This window comes from Pseudoxanthomonas gei, assembly GCF_010119615.1.
GTDB lineage: Bacteria > Pseudomonadota > Gammaproteobacteria > Xanthomonadales > Xanthomonadaceae > Pseudoxanthomonas_A > Pseudoxanthomonas_A gei.
Map to the genome: position 1 here is coordinate 12,031 of NZ_QOVG01000006.1, position 15,961 is coordinate 27,991.

General features: G+C 66.3%; 12 protein-coding genes. 7 read left to right on the forward strand and 5 right to left on the reverse strand.

Annotated elements, in window-relative coordinates; genetic code table 11:
* Positions 1-132: 132 nt before the first annotated feature.
* The 6 genes from DT603_RS09770 to DT603_RS09795 all read left to right on the forward strand — a co-directional run bounded on the left by DT603_RS09770 (position 133) and on the right by DT603_RS09795 (position 11,709).
* Entirely contained in the window at positions 133-531 is a 399-nt protein-coding gene (locus tag DT603_RS09770) for a response regulator (RefSeq protein ID WP_162349701.1), read from the forward strand.
* A gap of 17 nt (positions 532-548) precedes the next feature.
* Positions 549-1,082 (forward strand): chemotaxis protein CheW, encoded by a 534-nt coding sequence (locus DT603_RS09775; protein WP_162349702.1) that lies wholly within the window; start codon positions 549-551, stop codon positions 1,080-1,082.
* A 205-nt stretch (positions 1,083-1,287) separates the two neighbouring features.
* Entirely contained in the window at positions 1,288-3,324 is a 2,037-nt protein-coding gene (locus tag DT603_RS09780) for a methyl-accepting chemotaxis protein (RefSeq protein ID WP_162349703.1), read from the forward strand.
* Positions 3,325-3,409: 85 nt separating this feature from the next.
* A complete protein-coding gene (locus DT603_RS09785; protein WP_162349704.1) occupies positions 3,410-9,931 on the forward strand; it encodes an Hpt domain-containing protein in 6,522 nt (2,173 codons plus the stop codon).
* 79 nt (positions 9,932-10,010) lie between these two features.
* Complete coding sequence (locus DT603_RS09790; RefSeq protein ID WP_162349915.1) at positions 10,011-11,195, forward strand: chemotaxis protein CheB; 1,185 nt, start codon at positions 10,011-10,013, stop codon at positions 11,193-11,195.
* Between the two features lie 43 nt (positions 11,196-11,238).
* Positions 11,239-11,709, forward strand: coding sequence for a chemotaxis protein CheW (locus DT603_RS09795; RefSeq protein WP_170295410.1), 471 nt, complete (start codon positions 11,239-11,241; stop codon positions 11,707-11,709).
* A 202-nt stretch (positions 11,710-11,911) separates the two neighbouring features.
* On the opposite strand, the gene DT603_RS09800 is transcribed toward DT603_RS09795, so the two are convergent.
* Positions 11,912-12,139 (reverse strand): hypothetical protein, encoded by a 228-nt coding sequence (locus tag DT603_RS09800; protein WP_162349706.1) that lies wholly within the window; start codon positions 12,137-12,139, stop codon positions 11,912-11,914.
* Positions 12,140-12,184: 45 nt separating this feature from the next.
* A complete protein-coding gene (locus tag DT603_RS09805) occupies positions 12,185-13,567 on the reverse strand; it encodes an L-serine ammonia-lyase (protein WP_162349707.1) in 1,383 nt (460 codons plus the stop codon).
* A gap of 47 nt (positions 13,568-13,614) precedes the next feature.
* Here DT603_RS09805 and DT603_RS09810 point away from each other — a divergent pair, with 47 nt between their 5' ends.
* Positions 13,615-13,860: a glutaredoxin family protein gene (locus DT603_RS09810; protein WP_211368380.1), complete on the forward strand. Its 246-nt coding sequence runs from the start codon at positions 13,615-13,617 to the stop codon at positions 13,858-13,860.
* 152 nt (positions 13,861-14,012) lie between these two features.
* On the opposite strand, the gene DT603_RS09815 is transcribed toward DT603_RS09810, so the two are convergent.
* Genes DT603_RS09815 through DT603_RS09825 form a run of 3 tightly spaced genes read right to left on the reverse strand, consistent with a single transcriptional unit; the run spans position 14,013 to position 15,866 of the window.
* Positions 14,013-14,582: a YceI family protein gene (locus DT603_RS09815; protein ID WP_162349708.1), complete on the reverse strand. Its 570-nt coding sequence runs from the start codon at positions 14,580-14,582 to the stop codon at positions 14,013-14,015.
* Positions 14,572-15,192, reverse strand: a complete 621-nt coding sequence (locus tag DT603_RS09820; protein ID WP_162349709.1) for a cytochrome b — start codon at positions 15,190-15,192, stop codon at positions 14,572-14,574. The genes DT603_RS09815 and DT603_RS09820 overlap by 11 nt, the downstream gene beginning before the upstream one ends.
* The gene (locus tag DT603_RS09825; protein ID WP_162349710.1) at positions 15,189-15,866 is read right to left on the reverse strand and encodes a YceI family protein; all 678 of its coding nucleotides are present in this window, start codon (positions 15,864-15,866) and stop codon (positions 15,189-15,191) included. Before DT603_RS09825 ends, DT603_RS09820 begins: the two co-directional genes overlap by 4 nt.
* Between the last annotated feature and the right edge of the window lie 95 nt (positions 15,867-15,961).

The following is a 15,961-nucleotide window of genomic DNA, read 5'->3' on the forward strand; positions in this document are numbered from 1 at the left end:
CGAAGCTCGCATCGCGGTGTTCAGCTTGGGCTCCGTCGAAAGGGCAGCTTGACAGTACGGGCCGGTGCTGGGATATAAGATGCTTCGCAGCGGAGCCGATTAAGAAGCGCCGCGCTTGGGGAATTACGGCAAATGACAGAACAGGCAAACCCGGCCGGGGGGTTCAGCGGCCTCCGGGTGATGGTGATTGACGACTCCAAAACCATTCGTCGCACTGCTGAAACCCTGCTCAAGCGGGAAGGCTGCGAAGTGGTTACGGCCACCGATGGCTTCGAGGCGCTCGCCAAGATCGCCGACCAGCAGCCGCAGATCATCTTCGTGGACATCATGATGCCGCGCCTGGATGGCTATCAGACCTGCGCGTTGATCAAGAACAACCAGGTCTTCAAGAGCACCCCGGTGATCATGCTGTCCTCCAAGGATGGCCTGTTCGACAAGGCCCGCGGCCGCATCGTCGGCTCCGAGCAGTACCTGACCAAGCCCTTCACCCGCGAAGAGTTGCTCGACGCGATCCGTACTCATGTCGGCTGACCGGGGGGGATGACGCCATGAGCCGCACTCCTTTCGACATCCTGGCCGAGTACGAGCGCCGCAGCCTGGCCCACGCCGTGCAGTTGCCCGCCCGTGAAGCCGTGGCCGAGCAATGGCGCGGAGTCGGTTACCGGGTCGGCCAGCGGCGCCTGGTCTCCGGCTTCGAGGACGTGGTGGAAATCGTGCCGATCCCGCCGACCACCCCGGTGCCGGGTGCTCAGCCCTGGCTGCTGGGCATCGGCAACCTGCGCGGCAACCTGTTCCCGGTGATCGACCTCAAGTACTTCCTCGAGGGCGAACGCACCGTGTTGCATGAAGGCCAGCGCGTGCTGGTGGTGCGCCAGGTAGGCGGCGACGTCGCCCTGACCATCGACGAGTTGTATGGGCAGCGCAGCTTCACCGAGGACCAGGGCGTGGAGCCGGGTTCGCTGGCGGAAGGGCGTTATGCGCATTTCGTGGAGCGGGCGTTCCGGGGCGAGGAGCATGACTGGGGAGTCTTTGCGCTTTCGTTGCTGGCACGCACGCCTGAATTCCGGCAGGCCGCGCTGTAAAGCGGCGGGCGGACGTAATACCGGGTCGCGGCACGCGGCCCTTGCAAGCCACCAGGGACGTGGCGATCGCGATCCGGCGCGTAGATGCGGGATGGCGAGGGAGGGCCTGGAAGTCCGGGTCGGGGTTCTGGCGGCGCACGGGGAGTGCGGGCCAGTCAGATTTGAATCATTGCTGCACTTTGTCCAAATTCCAGGGGTTTGAAAGATGAGCACTGCACCGGATTCTCCCAAAGCCAGCAAACTCGGCAGCTTGGGCAGCAGCTTCTGGCTGGTCCTGCTGGCACTGTCGGTGATCCTGTTCGGCGCCAACACCGGCGTGGCCACCTACGAAGGCAGTCGCCTGTCGGGCGCCGGCACCGGCGCGGCCGACCTGCAGGTGTTGTCGCAGCAGCTGGCCAACCAGGGTCGTGAAGCGGTCGAGGGCGACGCCGAGGCGTTCAAGGCCTTCAAGGCCACCAAGTCGCAGATCGAATCGACGGTCGGTACGCTCCGCAGCCGCTTCGGCAGCGAGGGCGCCGTGGTTGGCGCGCTGGGTCGCCTCGAGGCCACCTGGGCGCCGCTCGGCAAGAGCGCCGACCAGCTCGCCAGCAGTGAGCCTGCGGTACTGGCGCTGGCCGGCAACGCCGATCGCTTCAGCGCCCAGGTGCCGCAGCTGCAGGCACAGTTGAACGAAGTGGTGCGTGCCATGTCCGCCAGCGGGGCGCAGTCCTCGCAGATCTACAACGCCCTGCAGCAGGTCGTGGTCGCGGGCACCATGGCCCGCCGCGTGACGGAAATGCGCGCCGGCGGCAGCGGCGCGAGCATGGCCGGCGACGCGCTGGCACGCGATGCGGTGGTGTTCGGCCAGGTGCTGGACGGCCTGCGCAACGGCAACGAGAGCCTGGGCATCGCGCCCCTGCGCAACGCCGGAGCGTTGTCGGCGTTGCAGCAGTCACAGACCCTGTGGCTTGCGATGAAGAAGGACTTGGACGCCATCACCGGCAGCTCCAAGAACCTGTTCGCCGCGCAGGCCGCCGCGGCTGCCATCACCAATGGCTCGGGCAAGATGCTGGAAGACAGCAAGAAGCTGTTCGACGCGTTCTCGGCCTTCGGCTCGGTGCGCGACACCCGCCTGTTCCCCAATTTCTGGCTCGGCATCATCTCCGGCCTGGCCGCGCTGGTGTCCATCGTCGGCCTGCTGTGGTCCCTGTACCGCAACCGCCAGCGCGAGCAGGAATCGCGCTACCAGACGCAGGTGGAATACAACAGCCGCAACCAGCAGGCCATCATGCGGTTGCTGGACGAAATCAGCTCGCTGGGTGAAGGCGACCTGACGGTGAAGGCCACGGTGACCGAGGACATGACCGGCGCCATCGCAGACGCCATCAACTACGCCGTCGACGAACTGCGCCACCTGGTCACCACCATCAACGACACCACCGTGCAGGTGGCCGCGTCGACCCAGGAAACCCAGGCCACCGCGTTGCAGCTGGCCGAAGCCGCCGGCCACCAGTCCGACCAGATCAACAGTGCCTCCGAGCGCATCGACGAAATCGCGGTCAGCATCGACCAGGTCTCGCGCAACTCCACCGAGTCGGCCGAAGTGGCGCAGCGCTCGGTGCAGATCGCCACCGAAGGAGCCGGCGTGGTCCGCGAGACCATCCGCGGCATGGACCAGATCCGCGACCAGATCCAGGAAACCTCCAAGCGCATCAAGCGCCTGGGCGAGTCCTCGCAGGAGATCGGTTCGGTGGTCGAGCTGATCAACGACATTTCCGAACAGACCAACATCCTGGCGCTCAACGCGGCCGTGCAGGCGGCCTCGGCCGGTGAAGCGGGCCGCGGTTTCGCAGTGGTGGCCGACGAAGTGCAGCGACTGGCCGAACGCACCTCCGGTGCGACCCGGCGCATCGAATCGCTGGTGCAGACCATCCAGGCCGATACCAACGAGGCGGTCAGTTCGATGGAACAGACGACCTCCGAAGTGGTCTCCGGCGCCCGCCTGGCCGAGGACGCGGGTACTGCGCTGGGCGAGATCGAGCGCGTCTCCAATGCACTCAACGACCTCATCAAGAACATCTCCACGGCCGCACAGAAGCAGTCCACCGCGGCGACCGACATCACCCAGACCATGGGTGTGATCCGGCAGATCACTTCGCAGACCTCGCTGGGCGCGGGACAGACGGCCGAATCCATCGGCCACCTGACCGAGCTGACGGCCGAGCTGCGTCGCTCGGTCGCCGACTTCAAGTTGCCGGGTTGAGGGCAGGAAACACACGAATGGCAGTCAGTAACTTCCAAGCAATATCGTCGCGCCCGCAGCGCGCCGCCATCGTGGGTCTTGGCCCATGAGTGCGCTGCGTGAGGCGATGAGCCATGCCGTGCTGGGCTGGGTGAAACCCGAGCTGGACGAGACCCTGCGCCTGGCGCGCGCCGAAGTGGAGATCTTCGCCGAGGACCCGTCGGATACCTCGCGCATGGATTTCTGCGCGAATTACCTCCACCAGGTGCAAGGCACCCTGCGCATGGTCGAGCTGTATGCGCCGGCCATGGTCGCCGAGGAACTGGAACTGCTGGCGCGCGCGCTGCAGGGGAAGACCACGGTCGACCAGGACGAAGCCTGTGGCACGCTGATGCGCGGCACGGTGCTGTTGCCCGATTACCTGGAACGGTTGCAGAGCGGCCACCGCGACATTCCCATCGTGCTGTTGCCGCTGCTCAACGACATCCGCGCCGCGCGCGGAGCGCCGGGCCTGAATGAAAGCGTGCTGTTCGCGCCCGACCTGGAGCAACCGCTGCCCCAGGAAGTGCCCTTGCCCGAAGTGCTGTCCTGGCAGGCACGCCAGTCGCGCGTGGGCGAAGCACAGGACCAGCTGGACCAGGCCCTGGCGGGCTGGCCCGAAGAGGGCTCGCCGGCTGATGCCAATGCGCTGGGTCGGGCGGTCAACCGTCTGCTGGAAAGTGTCGAACACATCGCCACGCGGCGCATGCTGTGGGTCGCCTCGTCTGTCAGCGAGGCCCTGCGGGAAGGCGTATTGCAGCCTTCGGCCGCGTTGCGCCAGGCCTATGCCGGGGTCAGCCGCGCGGTGCGCGCCACCCAGCAGGAAGGAACCGCCGGCGCCGCCGCCCCCAGCCAGGAACCGACGCGCCAGTTGCTGTACCTGGTGGCGCAGTCGCCGGTGCGGCATGCGGCGTTGGACCAGCTGCGCGAGGCCTTCTCGCTGGATGCCGAATCGCCCAGCGAGGCCGAGATCGACCACGCGCGAGGCAGTGTCACCGGCCGCAATCGCGCATTGCTGGACACCGTCGGCACCGCGGTCAAGGAAGAACTGCTCCGTATCAAGGATGCGCTGGACCTGCACCTGCGCACGGGCGCGGAAGTCGGCGCCCTGCAGACCCAGGCCGATGAGTTGGGCAACGTCGCCGATACCCTCGGCATGATGGGCCTGGGCGTGGCCCGCGGCGTGGTCGTGCAGCAGCGCGACGCGCTGCGCGAAATGATCCAGGGCCAGCGCCTGGCAGACGAAGGCGCGTTGCTGGATATCGCTGGCGCGCTGCTGTACGTGGATGCCTCGCTGGACGACCAGGTGGCCCGCCTCGGCGAAACCGCCGGCGGCAACGAGGCCTCAAGCTCCGAATCGCAGCGCACGGTGGAAGTGCTGGCGCAGGAAGCGATCCATAATTTCGCGGCGGCCCGCGAGGGCTTCGTCGCCTTCATCGAGACCAACTGGGACCATGCGGAACTGGCGCAGGTACCGCGCCTGCTGTCCGAAGTCGCCGGCGCCCTCAGCATGCTGGAACTGCCGCAGCCCGCCGCCTACCTGATGGGCGTGCGCCAGTACGTGGCGGTCGAGCTGATCGGCAAGCGCCGCATCCCGGGTGGCCAGCAGCTCGATACGCTGGCCGATGCAATGGCCAGCCTCGAGTATTACCTGGAAGCCTTGCGCGAGCGTCGCCCGAACCGCGACGAAATCCTCGACATCACCCGTTCCAGCCTCGAGAAGCTGCGCTATTGGCCGTTGCCTGCGGACGAATCGGCTGCCAGCGCGCCACCGGTCGCTGCTGTCGCCGCCCTTTCGGAAATTGAAATTCCTGCGGTGGCAAGCGAGGAAGCCGAGGTGGCTCCAATGGAGCTGTCGGATGAAGCCGACACCACCGACGCCGCACCCGTGCACGAGCCGGTCGACGCAATCGCCCCCGAATACGATCTTCCGGCTGCCGAGGCCGGGTCCAGTCCGCAGGAACTGACGGACACCGACGCGCTGGAAGCGCAGGAAGTGGAAGAGGCGCTTCTGGCACTTGATGCCGATGCCGCCGCGCTTGCCGAAACGCCGGAGGACGCGTCGCCTGAAATTGCGCCAATTGAAATGACGGCACCCGAAGTAATCGAAGCACCCGCTGCTGCTGCTGCTCCAGCCTCTGTCTACGCTGCGGAACAGGGGGGTTTCGACCTGGGCGGCAACGACATCGACGACGACATCCGCGAAGTGTTCCTGGAAGAGTTCGACGAGGAGATCGTCAATCTCAACCAGATGCTGCCCCAATGGAAGGCCGCGACCGACAACCTGGAACGCCTGCGTTCCATCCGCCGCGTCTTCCATACGCTGAAGGGCAGCGGCCGCCTGGTCGGCGCCACGCTGCTCGGAGAGTTCAGCTGGAAGATCGAAAATGCGTTGAACCGCGTGCTTGACGGTTCGCGTCCGCCGTCCGATGCGGTGATCGCGCTGCTGGAACACTCCACCCAGGTGCTGCCGCAGTTGAATGCCGCGCTGCGCAGCCAGGGCACGGTGACTGCCGACCTGGCCGGCCTGCAGGATCTGGCCGAACGCGTGGGTGCGGGCGAAGAAGCATTCTATGTCGCGCCTTCGCAGACCAGCGTGGTCGACGAGGTTGACGAGGTTGACGAGTCCGAGTCTGCATCCGGGTTCGAAACCACCGCCATTGCGTTCGCGCCGGAAACCGAAGGCACCGTGGCAACGGTCGATGGCGTGCTGCGCGAAATCCTGGAAACCGAAGTCGGCGCGCACCTGGAAACAGTCGATGCCTGGCTGGCCCAGTCGCAATCGACGCCACGCCAGGCTGACGAAGGCCTGCTGCGTGCGTTCCACACCATGAATGGTGCGTTCGCGATGGCGGACGTGCCCGAAATCACCGACGTTACCGGCGCTGCCGAGCAGTACATCAAGCGCGTCTGGGCCACCAACGAAGCACCGTCCAGCGAAGGCGTCGCCGCCATCGCCGACAGTGCGCATGCGATCCGCCGCACGGTGGCCGCGTTGCAGTCCGCGTCGCCGCGCATTCCAGCCTTCACTGCCCTCGCGGCCCTGTTGAACGCGTTGCGTGACAGCCTGCCCGAAGGTCGCGCCACGCCGATCACGGTCAACGATGCGGCGCAGACCTCCTACCCCGAAACGATGCCCGGCATCGAGCCGCCGGTATCGCCCGGTGAGGTCGAGCTGTCCGTGCACGACCTGTCGGCTTACTTCGGCCATGAAGCGCCATCCATAGCGGAAGGCGTTGCTGCCGACGGCGAGACGCAGGCGCTTGAGACAGCCGAAACGGCTGGCGACGAGCCTGTCTTCGAAGCGGAGGAAATCACCCTGGACGCCGGGGACGCTGCCTCGGGTGCCGCGGTCACATTCTACGACATGGAACTCATCTACGTGGGTCCGCCGGTCGAGCAGGCAGCTGCGGAACACGCCGAGCCCGCCGAGGCATCGGCAGAGCTCGATGCAACCGGCCTGGCAGCCGTCGATTCCGATGCGGTCGCCGAAGAGATGGGCGAAGCAACCAGCGAAGAAGCGCTGGCCGACTGGCTGCCTGAAGCGAGCGTCCAGGAAGAGAGCTCGTTTGCCGAGACGAGTGGCGCCGATGGCGACCTCGACGAGTCCGCAACCGGTCAGGTTGCAGAGATGGACATGACGGCCGAAGAGGTCACGGCCGAGGAAGTCACGGCCGAAGAAGCCACGGCCGAGGAAGTCACGGCCGAAGAAGCCACGGCCGAAGAAGCCACGGCCGAAGAAGCCACGGCCGAAGAAGCCACGGCCGAAGAAGCCACGGCCGAAGAAGTCACGGCCGAAGAAGCCACGGCCGAGGAAGCCACGGCCGAGGAAGCCACGGCCGAGGAAGCCACGGCCGAGGAAGCCACGGCCGAGGAAGCCACGGCCGAGGAAGCCACGGCCGAGGAAGTGACGGCCGAGGAAGTCACGGCCGAGGAAGTCACTGACGAGGCCGGCATCGAAGAGCCTGTGGTCGCTGGCGAAGCATTCGAAGTGCCACCGCCGGTCGAAGACGCCGCAGTGGAAGTAGCGGACGGGGTCGAATCCCTGGCCGCAGTAGCAGCAATGGAAACCGTCGAACCCCCGAGCGACGTCGCACCGGAAGTACCGGCAGTGGAGGCAGGGGTGGAAGAGACACGCGATATCGAGGCTGCGGGATCCGACGAAACGGTCGAGTCCGGCGGCGATGCAACGGAACTGGAAGATGCCGGGGAAGTAGAAACGATGGCCATCGTCCATGCCGAGACACCCGCGCTTGCAGACGACGCGCTGGACTTCACCGAACTGGACAAGGACCTGGTCGACATCTTCGTCGAGGAAGGCAACGACCTGCTCGACCATTCCGACGGGCTGCTGGCAAAGCTGCGCGAAACCCCCGAAGACCGCTCGCTGGTCACCGGGTTGCAGCGCGACCTGCACACCATCAAGGGTGGCGCGCGCATGGCGGGGATCAACGCCATCGGCGACCTGGGCCACGCAATCGAATCGTTGCTTGAGCAGGTGGCCGCGCAGCGCATGGACCTGGACCAGGACAGCGTGCGCCTGCTCGAACGCGGCTTCGACGGCCTGCACGGCCTGGTCGCCAGGGTTGGCGCCCATCGCAAGGCGCCGATGCCGGTCGAGCTGATCGCCGAATTCGAGAACCGTGCACATCCGCAGGCCGCTTCCGCAAACGTCGAGGGCAGCGCGGCAAGCAGCGCGCCCGCCATCGTGCTGGCGCCGCTGTCCGCGCCGCTGGATACGGCGTTCCTTGGCGACGAAGAGAGCGTGCCAAACGCCGCCCAGGAACAGGTGCGCGTGCGCGCCGACCTGCTCGACCGCCTGGTCAATCATGCCGGCGAAGTGGCGATCTACCGTTCGCGCCTTGAGCAGCAGCTGGGCGCGTTCCGCGGCGCCATGTCCGAGCTGGACCGCACCAACATCCGCCTGCATGACCAGCTGCGCCGCCTGGACCTGGAGACCGAAGCCCAGATCGTCGCGCGTTACCAGCGTGAGCAGGACAAGCGCGATCCCACCTTCGACCCGCTCGAGCTCGATCGCTTCTCCACCCTGCAGCAGCTCAGCCGCGGCCTGGGCGAATCGGCCGCCGACATCACCGGCCTGCAAGGCGTGCTGGAAGAGCTCGCACGCCAGTACGACAGCCTGCTGCAACAGCAGTCACGGGTCAGCTCGGAACTGCAGGACGGCCTGATGCGCGCGCGCATGGTGCCGTTCGACGGACTGGTGCCGCGCCTGCGCCGCGTATTGCGCCAGGCCGCCACGGACACCGGCAAGCAGGTCAAGCTGCAGCTGGATGGTGCGCATGGCGAGCTGGACCGCAACGTGCTGGAGCGCATGACCGCGCCGCTGGAGCACCTGCTCCGCAACGCCGTCGCGCACGGCCTGGAGTCGCCCAAGCAGCGCCGCAAGAAGCACAAGCCCGAGGAAGGCACGGTGCAGATCGCACTGCGCCGCGAAGGTGCGGAAATGGTGTTCCAGGTGTCCGACGACGGCGCCGGCATCGACCATGCCGCCATCCGCCGTCGCGCCGAACAGCGCGGCATGCTGCCGGCTGGCGTGCAGATGTCCGACACGGACCTGGAGCGCCTGATCCTGGAGTCCGGTTTCAGCACCTCCGACAGCATCAGCCAGCTGGCTGGCCGCGGCGTCGGCATGGACGTGGTCTACAGCGAAGTGCGCCAGCTCGGCGGCTCGCTGGAGATTGCTTCCGAGTCCGGCAAGGGCACCGTCTTCACCCTGCGCCTGCCGCAGACGCTGGCGGTCACCCAGGCGGTGTTCGTGCAGATCGGCGAGACCCAGTTCGCGGTGCCGGTCGCGGCCGTGGGCGGCGTCGGCCGCATCGCGCGCGACCGTTTCGAAACCGCCGGTGCGGTCTATGTCTACGGTGGCGAGGAATACGTGCTGCATGACCTGGGCACTCTCATCGGCCAGCCGCCGGCACGTGCCGAGGGCCAGCCGCAGGTGCCCCTGCTGCTGATCCGCGCCGGCGATCTGCGCGCCGCGGTGGCGGTGGACCAGGTGTTGGGCAACCGCGAGATCGTGGTCAAGCCGGTCGGTCCGCAGATCGCCTCGGTACCTGGCATCTACGGCGCCACGATCACCGGCGACGGCCGCATCGTGGTGATCCTGGACGTCGCGCCGCTGGTGCGTCGCCACATCCTGCAGCCCAACCTGTTCGTCACCGACACGCCTGCGCCGGAAGAACGCCGTGTGCCATTGGTGATGGTGGTCGACGATTCGCTGACCATGCGCAAGGTCACCGGCCGCGTGCTGGAACGCCACAACCTGGAAGTGACCGTCGCCCGCGACGGCGTCGAGGCCCTGGAGCGGCTGGAAGAACGCGTGCCCGACCTGATGCTGCTCGACATCGAAATGCCACGCATGGACGGCTACGAGCTGGCCACGGCGATGAAGGCCGATCCGCGCTTCAAGGACGTGCCGATCGTGATGATCACCTCGCGTACCGGCGACAAGCATCGCCAGCGCGCGATGGAGCTTGGCGTGCAGCGCTACATGGGCAAGCCGTACCAGGAACTGGATTTGATGCGCAACGTGTACGACCTGCTGGGGATTGCCCGTGTCCGCGAATGATCCCGGCGTGCAAGCGGTGAACCCGGGCAAGCGCGTCGCGCTGCTGGCCCGTCCCGGCGCCGCGCGTGAACACCTGCGCATGGCGCTCGACGAGGCGGGTGCCTACGTCGTGCTCGAGGACGATCCCAACACCCTGGCCGAACTTGCGCTGGGCGAAGCCGCCCCTCAGGTGGTGCTGGTGGCGCTGGAAGCCGCCATCGAGGACAGCCTGGCGCGTTTCGACAGCGTGTTGCATGACCCGGCGGTGGCGGTGATCTTCGACGAAGCCGAACTGGCCGCACGTCGCGAAGGTTGGGAAGCCAAGCGCTGGGCGCGCCACCTGGCCGCGAAATTGAACGGCCACGCCGATGTGTTGCCGCCCGGCGGCGAGACCGACCACACGCGTCCGGAGCCGGGCTTGCCGACCACGCCCGCCCAGATCCATGCGGATGCGGCCATCGAGCCACACCTCGAGGAAGCGCAAAGCCTGGCGTTCGAGCTGCCGCGCGGCGGCCTGGAGCTGGTGCAGGAGGAAACGGGTTCGGACCAGTCGTTCGATCCGGAAAGCTGGAAGCCTGCTGCCGTGCCCCAGCACGATCGGGCCTTGAACGACGGCTTCGGCGAAGATTTCTCTGCCGAAGTACCGGTGCCTTCCGGACCGCCGCCGCTGCCCGTGGACGCAGGCAACGCCGCAATCAAATCAAGCGGATTGTCGCTGGAACTGGAATCCATGCATTCCAGCGCAGCCGGTCCCGTCGTGCGGGGCGCAGTCCTGCTGTTCGCCGGCATCGGCGGTCCCGATGCGGTGCGCAAGCTGCTGGCCGACCTGCCGCCGGACCTGTCGCGGCCGGTGCTGCTGCAACTGCGCTTGGATGGGGGACGCTACGACAACCTGGTCAAGCAGATGGGGCGCGTTTCCGCGTTGCCGGTGCTGCTGGCCAAGGCGGGTGAGAGCGCGGCAGCTGCCCATGTCTACGTCCTGCCCAACGACGTCGCAGTGAACGTGGAAGATGGCGTGGTGTCCTTCGGTGAAGGCGCGTTGCAACCGGAAAACCTGATCGCTTCGCTTCCCCCTGCCGACAGCGCAGTGCTGCTGCTGAGCGGAAGCGACCCGGCATTGGTGGACGCAGCCGTGGCACTGGCCGCAAAAGGGGCGCTGCTCGCAGGCCAGTCGCCGCAGGGCTGCTACGACCCCGCCGCATCCAAGGCATTGGCCGCGCAGGGCGGCCTGGTGGCCTCTCCCGGTGAGCTGGCCACGCACCTGGCCTCGCGCTGGCCTGATTGAGCTGTCCCGACCCATTTGACGCAACAAAGAAATCCAAGGAAAGCTGATGGCGAGTTCCAACGACGAAATCCGCGGCGTGCTGGTGCAGGCAGGCGAAGAGCGCCTGCTGTTGCCCAACGCGACCGTGGCCGAAGTGCTGGCCCGGGTGCCAGTGGAATCCATCGCCGACGCGCCGGCCTGGCTGCCTGGCCAGATCCGCTGGCATGGCTGGCAGGTGCCGCTGGTTTCCTTTCCGCAACTCAGCGGCCAGGGTAGCGAAAGCGTGGTCGCCAGCAGCAAGATCGTGGTGCTCAAGGCCTTGGGCGGCAGCGACGCCATGCCGTATTTCGCCCTGTTGACCCAGTCCTTCCCACGCCTGATTTCAGTACCGCGTGACGGCTTGCTGGCTGACGCCACCGAGGAGGAATTGCCGCCAGGCGTGCAGATGCGCGTGCTGCTGGGCGATGAAGCAGCCTTGCTGCCCGACCTTGAGACGATCGAGATCATGCTTGCGGACGCGCTGGCCGTCGTCTGAAGCGAAGGCGCGTCGCCATGCGGCCATCCTCGACCATGCGAATGTAAAAAATGCCGGCGAAGTTGACGCCGGTTTTTTTTTGCGCCGATGGCAGAAGTTGCGCCTCAGCGGCCCGCCTTCAGGGATGGTCGATCTCGATCAACGCGGACTGCTCGCGCTCGCCGCTGGAAATACGGCAGCGAACCGCAACATCGTCGGATCCTCAGTTGCCGGCCGCGTAGAAGATGTTCGCGTAGTCGTGGTACGAAACCGTCCACTGGCAAGGGGTCATATCGCGCGCCCCGTAAGTGGATTCGGCCTTGCCCCTGCACCAGAGCAACAGCTCACTGGCCTGGTTGATCGGACGATAGTCATTGAAGACCTGGCTTCCCGGCGGCGGCTCCTGGACACACTTCAGGGCCGGGGCGAACGCCGTAAAAATGGCCGGCATGTACTTCCCTGGAGTACGGAACTGTCCGATCAAGTGCGCGGCATCTCAGCACTCGATGACATTCACCGCCAGCCCGCCTCTGCTGGTTTCCTTGTACTTGTCCTGCATGTCGCGGCCGGTGTCGCGCATGGTCTTGATCACCTTGTCCAGTGAAACCTTGTGCTTGCCGTCGCCGCGCGCGGCCATGCGCGAAGCGTTGATCGCCTTGACCGCGCCCATCGCGTTGCGCTCGATGCAGGGGATCTGCACCAGGCCGCCGATCGGGTCGCAGGTCAGCCCGAGGTTGTGTTCCATGCCGATCTCGGCCGCATTCTCGATCTGGCTGGAGCTGCCGCCCAGCGCGGCGACCAATCCGCCCGCAGCCATCGAGCAGGCCACGCCGACTTCGCCCTGGCAACCGACTTCGGCGCCGCTGATCGAGGCGTTTTCCTTGTACAGGATGCCGATCGCCGCAGCGGTGAGCAGGAAATCGAAAATGCCCTGCTCGGTGGCGCCGGGGCAGAAACGGTCGTAGTAATGCAGCACCGAGGGAATGATGCCAGCCGCGCCATTGGTGGGCGCGGTGACCACGCGGCCGCCGGCGGCGTTCTCCTCATTCACGGCAAGCGCGTACAGGTTCACCCAGTCCAGCGTGGTCAACGGGTCGCGCATTGCCGCTTCCGGCTTGCTGGACAGTTCATTGAACAGCGCAGGTGCGCGGCGGGTGACATGCAGGCCACCGGGCAGGGTGCCCTCCTGGCGGATGCCGCGGGCCACGCAGCTCTGCATCGCATTCCAGATCTCGCGCAGCCCGTCCTTGATCTCCTGCTCGCTGCGCCAGACCTTTTCGTTCTCGAACATCATCCGCGCGATGCTCAGGCCGCTGCTTGCCGATTTCGCCAGCAGTTCGTCGCCGCTGCGGAATGAATACGGCAATGCTGTGCTGTCGGCGACGATGCGATCCGAGGCCGCGTCGTCCTGGTTGACCACGAAGCCGCCACCCACCGAGTAATAGTCGCGCGTGGCGATCACCTCGTCATGGGCGTCGAAGGCGGTAAAGCGCATGCCGTTGGTGTGGTAGGGCAGTTTCTGGCGCTTGTTCATCACCAGGTCGCGCTTCTCGTCGAAGCCCACTGCATGCCGACCGGCCAGCAGCAGCTTCTTCTCGCCGCGGATGCGCACCAGCGCGGCCGGGATCACGTCGGGGTCGATGAGGTTGGGCATATGGCCCTCGAGTCCCATCAGCACCGCCTTGTCGGTGCCGTGCCCGCGCCCGGTCAGTGCCAGGGAGCCGAACACCTCGGCGCGGATGCGCGCCACGTCCTGCAACCGGCCCGGTTCGTCGAGCCAGCGCGCCACGAACCGCGCCGCGGCCCGCATCGGGCCCACGGTGTGGGAAGAACTCGGTCCGATGCCGATCTTGAAGAGGTCGAAAGTGCTCACTGCCATGGGCGCTATTCTATGCCGCCTGTCCCCAAGACAGTTGTGTCGCAACAATGCCGGAGCACCCCCTGTCACTGATCCTCTACCAGCGCGACGACTGCCACCTCTGCGACCTGGCCCTGGCGGTGCTGGCGGCCGTGCGCGCGCCCGAGTTCGACAGCGTGTTCATCGACGACGACGCGGCGCTGGAGGCGCGCTATGGCCTGCGTGTTCCGGTGCTGCGCAATGAGGCCACCGGCGCGGAGCTGGACTGGCCGTTCGACGTGACACGGCTGCAATCGTGGTTGCAGCCAGGCTGAAAGCTCGTGCGCTCCAAGCTTGCATCCGTCCGGCAACTCAAAAGCGTTTTGGACCGGGCCTGCTTGGTTGTGTAGGGCCGGGCTTGCGCGGCGGAGCGAATTCGTGCCGGGACCTGCCGAGCAAGCGCGCTCAACGCGGTTGAAACAACCTGCTACTTCCCGGGTTTGAAAACGACCTTGGTGCTCACCGCGACCTCGTTGGGGATGCTGCTGGTATCTGCCCAGTCGCCACCGCCGACGCCGAAATCAAGCCGCTTCACCGTGGCCTTGCCGGCCAGCACGGGCTGGGCGCCCGGGGTCCAGGTGAACGTCAGGGTGACCGGCTTGCTGATGCCGTGCAGGCTGAGGATGCCGTCGGCCGCGTACTGGTTGCCGCCCAGCGAGCGGAATTTCGTCGCGGTGTAGCGCGCCTGCGCGAATTTCGCCACGTTGAAGAAGTCGCTGCCGGCCAGGGTGGAATCGCGATCGCCATTGCCGGTGCTGGCGCCGGCCAGCGGGATCAGTACGTCCAGTTTGGATGCCGCAAGCTTGGCCGGGTCGAAACTCAGCGTGGTGGTGAAGCTGGCGAACTTGCCGGTGAATACTTCACCGTCGTACTTGCTCGCGAACACCAGGGTTGAACCTGGCGCCTGCACATAATCGGCCGCGAAGACGGGCGCGGCGGACATCATCGCGACCAGCGCGGCGGCGGTGAGGAGGGGAGAATTGAAATTACGGGACATGAGGAGGTTCCTTGGTATTCGTGCCAACGGAGGGGCCTGGGCCGTTATCGGCGATGCGGGGTGAACGTCGCGGCAACATGCGGAGCAGGGTGGCGTCGCGCTGGAAGAAGTGGTGGTAAAACGCGGCGCCGGCGTGTGCGCAGACCAGCACCACCAGCACCCAGAAACCCCATTCATGCATCGTGAGTGCGGCATCACGGACCACTTCATCCGGCGGGCTCAGCTTGGGCATGTTGAACAGTCCGAACCAGCGGAATGGGCGCAAGCCGCTGGCCGAGTCGTACAACCACCCGGAAATCGGCATGAGCAGGATCAGCGCATACAGCAGCCAGTGGGTAACGCCGGCGATGCGTTCCTGCCAGGTCGGCGTGCCGGGCACCGGTTCAGGCCGGCCCGCATACAGGCGCCAGGCCAGGCGTGCGATCACCAGCACCAGTACCGTGATGCCGGTGGACTTGTGCGCGGTGTAGACCCAGAAATATTTCGGCGTCTTCGGCAACTCGCCCATGGTCAGGCCGACGATGGCCAGGCCCAGGATCAGCAATACGATGAGCCAGTGGAAGGCCTGGCTAACCGGGCCCCAGCGATCGGCGGTGTTCTTCAGGGTCATGGCGTGGCGGGCTCCGTGGTCGGGACTGGCTGGGTTGCATCGTCGTCGATTCTGTCTTCCCCGGCATCAGCCTCTGCATCGGCATTGCCAGCGCGCGAGCGTGTGGCCTCCACTTCCATGCGCAATTCGACGCGGTCGCCGATCACCGACTTCCATGCATCGATGCCGAAGTCGGCGCGGCTCAGCTCCGCGATCGCCGAAAAGCCGGCCGTGCGCCGGAACGGCGGCATCGGGTGGCGCTTGAGTGCATTCAGCGTGACCTGCAGCTGTACCTCCCTGCTGACGCCATGCAGCGTCAGCGTGCCATGCACGGTGGCATGCTGCGGGTCGATGGGCTCTATGCGCGTGGAGACGAATTTCGCGAACGGATGGGTGGCTGCATCCAGCAGGTTGGCCGCCAGTACCGCCTGGTTCCACTTGCCGTCGCCGAAGTCGATGCGCTGCAGGGGAACACTGACCTCCAGGTGCGCGGTGGTCCAGTCATCGGGGTCGAATTGCAGGTGACCGGTGCTGCCGGACACCGTGCCCAGCGCCTTGGAGAAACCGGCGTGCTCCACGGCCACCATGACCCGGGTATGCACCGGGTCCAGTTCGTAGGAGGCGCTGGCGGCCTGCGCAGGCAGTGCGCTGGTGGCAAGCAGGAGCAGGCTGGCGAGGGGGAGGTGCAGGGTCATGGGCCAGGGATTCTAGGTCGGTGCCGCTGAAGATACGCCGCTTGCACATGCAACGGTCCGTTGCGACGATGCCGGACCAAGGATGGGGGGCCAGG

What these genes read in the sequence shown, in the direction of transcription:
- DT603_RS09825 (WP_162349710.1), bottom strand. Translation starts at nt 15,866, where the DNA reads ATGACCCTGCACCTCCCCCTCGCCAGCCTGCTCCTGCTTGCCACCAGC.
- DT603_RS09810 (WP_211368380.1), top strand. Translation starts at nt 13,615, where the DNA reads ATGCCGGAGCACCCCCTGTCACTGATCCTCTACCAGCGCGACGACTGC.
- DT603_RS09780 (WP_162349703.1), top strand. Translation starts at nt 1,288, where the DNA reads ATGAGCACTGCACCGGATTCTCCCAAAGCCAGCAAACTCGGCAGCTTG.
- DT603_RS09775 (WP_162349702.1), top strand. Translation starts at nt 549, where the DNA reads ATGAGCCGCACTCCTTTCGACATCCTGGCCGAGTACGAGCGCCGCAGC.
- DT603_RS09800 (WP_162349706.1), bottom strand. Translation starts at nt 12,139, where the DNA reads ATGCCGGCCATTTTTACGGCGTTCGCCCCGGCCCTGAAGTGTGTCCAG.
- DT603_RS09785 (WP_162349704.1), top strand. Translation starts at nt 3,410, where the DNA reads ATGAGTGCGCTGCGTGAGGCGATGAGCCATGCCGTGCTGGGCTGGGTG.
- DT603_RS09770 (WP_162349701.1), top strand. Translation starts at nt 133, where the DNA reads ATGACAGAACAGGCAAACCCGGCCGGGGGGTTCAGCGGCCTCCGGGTG.
- DT603_RS09815 (WP_162349708.1), bottom strand. Translation starts at nt 14,582, where the DNA reads ATGTCCCGTAATTTCAATTCTCCCCTCCTCACCGCCGCCGCGCTGGTC.
- DT603_RS09820 (WP_162349709.1), bottom strand. Translation starts at nt 15,192, where the DNA reads ATGACCCTGAAGAACACCGCCGATCGCTGGGGCCCGGTTAGCCAGGCC.
- DT603_RS09805 (WP_162349707.1), bottom strand. Translation starts at nt 13,567, where the DNA reads ATGGCAGTGAGCACTTTCGACCTCTTCAAGATCGGCATCGGACCGAGT.
- DT603_RS09790 (WP_162349915.1), top strand. Translation starts at nt 10,011, where the DNA reads ATGGCGCTCGACGAGGCGGGTGCCTACGTCGTGCTCGAGGACGATCCC.